Origin of the sequence: uncultured Kiloniella sp. (assembly GCF_937128705.1) — a bacterium.
Lineage (GTDB): Bacteria > Pseudomonadota > Alphaproteobacteria > Kiloniellales > Kiloniellaceae > Kiloniella.
Genome location: NZ_CAKZMP010000171.1, coordinates 1 through 3,950 on the forward strand (window position 1 = coordinate 1; position 3,950 = coordinate 3,950).

A 3,950-nucleotide genomic window follows, 5' to 3' on the forward strand; every position below is an offset into this window, starting at 1 on the left:
TTCTTTATGTCAGCAGTGACGAAAAGATTCTTGGACGAGTTACTTATATTTTTAGAATGCTATTTCTATCCCTTTTTTTTTGGGCATTTCTGATTATGAGTTTTACAAATATTATACCCCTTGAAGATATTATAGCAGCGCTGGAAGATCCGATTGAAGACATAGAGATACAGGGTGGCTGGACTATTCTTTCTGTTATCCTCACGACTTTTTGCGCGCAAATGTGCTGGATGGCGCATCGTTTAAATCATATTGGTTGGTCCAAATGGCTGGCGTTGTTAATTGCCGTCCCCGGCGTGAATATCATTTTGGGTTTATTGCTGACGGCAATGCCGGGAAAAACAATACACAGTAAAATAAAGGCCGACAGTTATGCCGACCTCATAGATAGATCAACAGAATCAGATTATGTTTCCCGCCTTTGAGGTAAAAGAACTATCAATATTCAAAATAAAATTGTTAAGTGTTTTTTTATTCATTTGAAAAGCCATAAAAAAGCCCGGCAAGATTACCGGGCTTTCTCATTATACATATAAAGCTATTATGCTTATTTATTTGGCTGTGGCGTGACACGCAGATAAGGTTTGTGTGCCACCCAACCTTTCGGGAAACGTTCTTTCGCATCTTCGTCGCTCAGGGCTGGAACGATAATCACATCATCACCGTCTTTCCAGTTAACTGGCGTTGCTACTTTGTAACCATCGGTCAACTGCAATGAGTCGATAACACGCAGGATTTCATCAAAGTTACGTCCAGTGCTTGCTGGGTAGGTAATGATCAAACGTACTTTTTTAGACGGATCAATAACGAAAACAGAACGAACAGTCAGTGTGTCGTTCGCATTTGGGTGGATCATGTCGTAAAGATTAGACACTTTGCGATCCGCATCAGCCAAAAGCGGGAAGTTAAACTGATGGCCCTGAGTTTCTTCGATATCGCCAACCCATTGTGTGTGATCAGAAAGCGGGTCAACACTTAGGCCAAGAACCTTAACGTTACGCTTGTCAAACTCTGGCTTGAGCTTTCCAACGTAGCCAAGTTCTGTTGTACAAACAGGCGTAAAATCTTTTGGGTGAGAGAAAAGAACAGCCCAGCTATCGCCAACAAAGTCATAAAAATTGATTGTACCTTCGGTAGAATCTTGCGAGAAATCAGGTGCTGTATCGCCGAGACGTAAAGTCATTGCAGCCTCCATTGAGGTGTCATAAGGAGCGGAAAGAAATCCGCTTTCGAGAAAAGTATGAAAACTTGAAAAAGTTCTCAGAAAAGAAAAGTGATCTTACCCTGAAAATATAGTGATTGGTAGTAAATATCCAACCCATTAAAAAACAATATTTTTATAAGAAACGTGCCGCACATCAAAAGAAAAAGACCTGATCCAAAAATCAGGCCTTTCATCAAATTTATCGTGTACCCTGTTATTTAAGTAGCCGGGCAGCATCCAGTGCGAAATATGTCAGGACCGCATCGGTTCCGGCCCGTTTAAAGGCCATCAGGCTTTCCATCATAACCGCATCATGATCAAGCCAGCCGTTGGCAGATGCAGCCTTGATCATCGCGTATTCACCGCTGACTTGATAGGCCATGGTTGGCACACCAAAGGTATCTTTAATACGCTGAATAATATCCAGATAGGCAATACCAGGCTTGACCATAACCATATCTGCCCCTTGTTGAAGGTCATTTTCAACAAGTCGTAAGGCTTCTTCGCTGTTGGCCGGGTCCATTTGATAGGTCTTTTTATCGCCTTTCAAAGCACCCTTTGCGCCGACGGCATCCCGGAAGGGGCCATAAAAACCACTGGCATACTTGGCGCTGTAAGACATGATCTTTGTATAGGTATAGCCTGCGTCGTCCAATGTATCGCGGATGGCCCCGATACGGCCGTCCATCATATCTGACGGTCCGATATAATCACACCCGGCTTCGGCCTGAACCAAAGCCTGACGACACAGAATTTCAACGGACTCGTCATTTAGAATAACGCCGTCCTTAACAATACCATCATGCCCCAATGAGTTATAAGGATCTAAGGCAACATCACCAATCAAAGCGATTTCCTGATAATGCTTTCGGATTGATCTTGTTGCCTGACAGATCAGATTGTCGGGGTTATATGCCTCGCGACAATCTTCTGTTTTTGTCGCAGGATTGTTATAGGGGAAAAGCGCAATAGCCGGAATGCCCAGCTCTACAGCATCGGCAATGGCATCAATCAAACAATCGGGGCCGTATCTTTTAACGCCCGGCATTGATGGTACATCCGTGGTGCCGTTGTCTTCTTGAAGAAACACAGGCCAAATAAAGTCATCAACAGACAGGCGGTTTTCAGCAACCATACGGCGCGTCCAGTCATCCGTACGAATACGGCGCGGTCTAACGACAAGATCCTGCCTAAAGGTCTTATTCAATTGTTTTCTCCTGATGAGATTCGTTTTTTGCTACCTTCTACCGAAGCTCTCGAAATTGCAAGTATTCGGCTTGAAGATCGATAGGGCAGATCGTCGCAAATCCTTAAAAATCAAGAAATTAATTCGCAAAGATAAATCAGAATAACCCTAGGCATTACCCGCAAAGGCTTTTGATGCTGTAAATTTTGTTTCATCCAGCTGTCACTTTTATGTCCTTGGAAAAACCATCACATCAAGTCTAAGCTATTCAGCTTATGCATACATACAGGTGAGATTATGAAAAAAATTCTTTTAGCCGGGGCTGGGATTCTGGCCCTTGGGCTTGGCACAGCACATTCCGCAGAAGTTCAATTACGCATACTGGAAACGACAGATATTCACGTCCATGTCGTCGATTATGATTATTATAAAGATGCGCCGTCTGTTGCTGTGGGTTTGGCAAGAACGGCAACATTAATTAAAGAAGCGCGTCAGGAAGTCAAAAATTCTGTCCTGATCGATAATGGGGATCTTATCCAGGGTAATCCGTTGGGGGATTATATGGCGAAAGAGCGCGGATTGAAACAGGGAGAGGTCCACCCCGTTTTCAAAGCTATGAACCTATTGAAATATGATGTTGGTAATCTCGGAAATCATGAATTCAACTACGGTTTGGATTTTTTAACCGAAACCCTCAATGATGCCGCGTTCCCTTACGTTTCATCTAATGTTTTTATTGATGATGGCGACAAGGACCCAAGCAATGATAAATCGGCTTTTGAACCATATATTATTCTTGATCGTGAAGTCGTCGATACTTCGGGAAAGAAGCACGCAATCAAAGTCGGTGTGATTGGCTTTCTTCCCCCACAGATAACGCAGTGGGACGAAGCGAACTTGAAAGGCAAGCTTGTTACTCACGATATTGTTGACACGGCCAAAAGATATGTTCCTGAGATGAAAGAAAAAGGGGCAGATATTATTGTTGCGGTTCCCCATTCCGGATTGAGCGATGTGACACCGCAGGGACGTGACGAAAACGCAACCTACCACCTATCCAAAGTCGAGGGACTTGACGCCATACTCTTTGGCCACGCCCATGCTGTTTTTCCGTCAGAAACATACAAAGATATTGCCGGTGTCAATATTGAAAAAGGTACGATCAACGGTGTCGCCGCAACAATGCCCGGCTTTTGGGGGAGCCACTTAGGTCTTGTTGATCTGACACTTGACGTTGATGACAACGGCAACTGGAAAGTTGTTGATAGCACGGGATCAACCCGCGGCATTTACAAACGAGACGGTCGTAAAAAACATCCTTTAGTTAAAGCCGACCAGTCAATTGTTGACGCAGTCAAACATGAGCACGAAGAAACAATTGAATTTATGCGTAAGGCTGTCGGTGCTACCTCAGCTCCGATTAATTCTTTCTTCGCTCTTGTTCAAGATGATCCTTCTATTCAGATAGTGACAAACGCCCAGAAATGGTACGTTGAGAAACTTATCAAAGGCACTGAATACGACGGTATTCCTGTTCTCTCTGCAGGTGCGCCATTCAAA

At 43.9% G+C, this 3,950-nt stretch carries 4 protein-coding genes; 2 read left to right on the plus strand and 2 right to left on the minus strand.

Annotation, left to right across the window (positions count from 1 at the left end):
• Positions 1-26 precede the first annotated feature (26 nt).
• Positions 27-425 (plus strand): DUF805 domain-containing protein, encoded by a 399-nt coding sequence (locus Q0241_RS09485; protein ID WP_366941165.1) that lies wholly within the window; start codon positions 27-29, stop codon positions 423-425.
• Positions 426-547: 122 nt separating this feature from the next.
• Here the strand turns inward: Q0241_RS09485 and Q0241_RS09490 are convergent, their stop codons facing one another.
• Together Q0241_RS09490 and hemB are read right to left on the minus strand one after the other, a co-directional pair.
• Positions 548-1,183, minus strand: coding sequence for a peroxiredoxin (locus Q0241_RS09490; RefSeq protein ID WP_299376579.1), 636 nt, complete (start codon positions 1,181-1,183; stop codon positions 548-550).
• A gap of 235 nt (positions 1,184-1,418) precedes the next feature.
• On the minus strand, positions 1,419-2,411 hold the full coding sequence (gene hemB, locus Q0241_RS09495) for a porphobilinogen synthase (RefSeq protein ID WP_299376582.1): 993 nt from the start codon (positions 2,409-2,411) through the stop codon (positions 1,419-1,421).
• A gap of 276 nt (positions 2,412-2,687) precedes the next feature.
• Between hemB and Q0241_RS09500 the strand changes: the two genes are divergently transcribed.
• Positions 2,688-3,950, plus strand: a 1,263-nt coding sequence (locus Q0241_RS09500; protein ID WP_299376585.1) for a bifunctional 2',3'-cyclic-nucleotide 2'-phosphodiesterase/3'-nucleotidase, incomplete at its 3' end; no start/stop codon positions are given.

Excerpts from the sequence above, each read along its gene's own strand:
- Q0241_RS09490 (WP_299376579.1), bottom strand. The coding sequence starts at position 1,183 with ATGACTTTACGTCTCGGCGATACAGCACCTGATTTCTCGCAAGATTCT.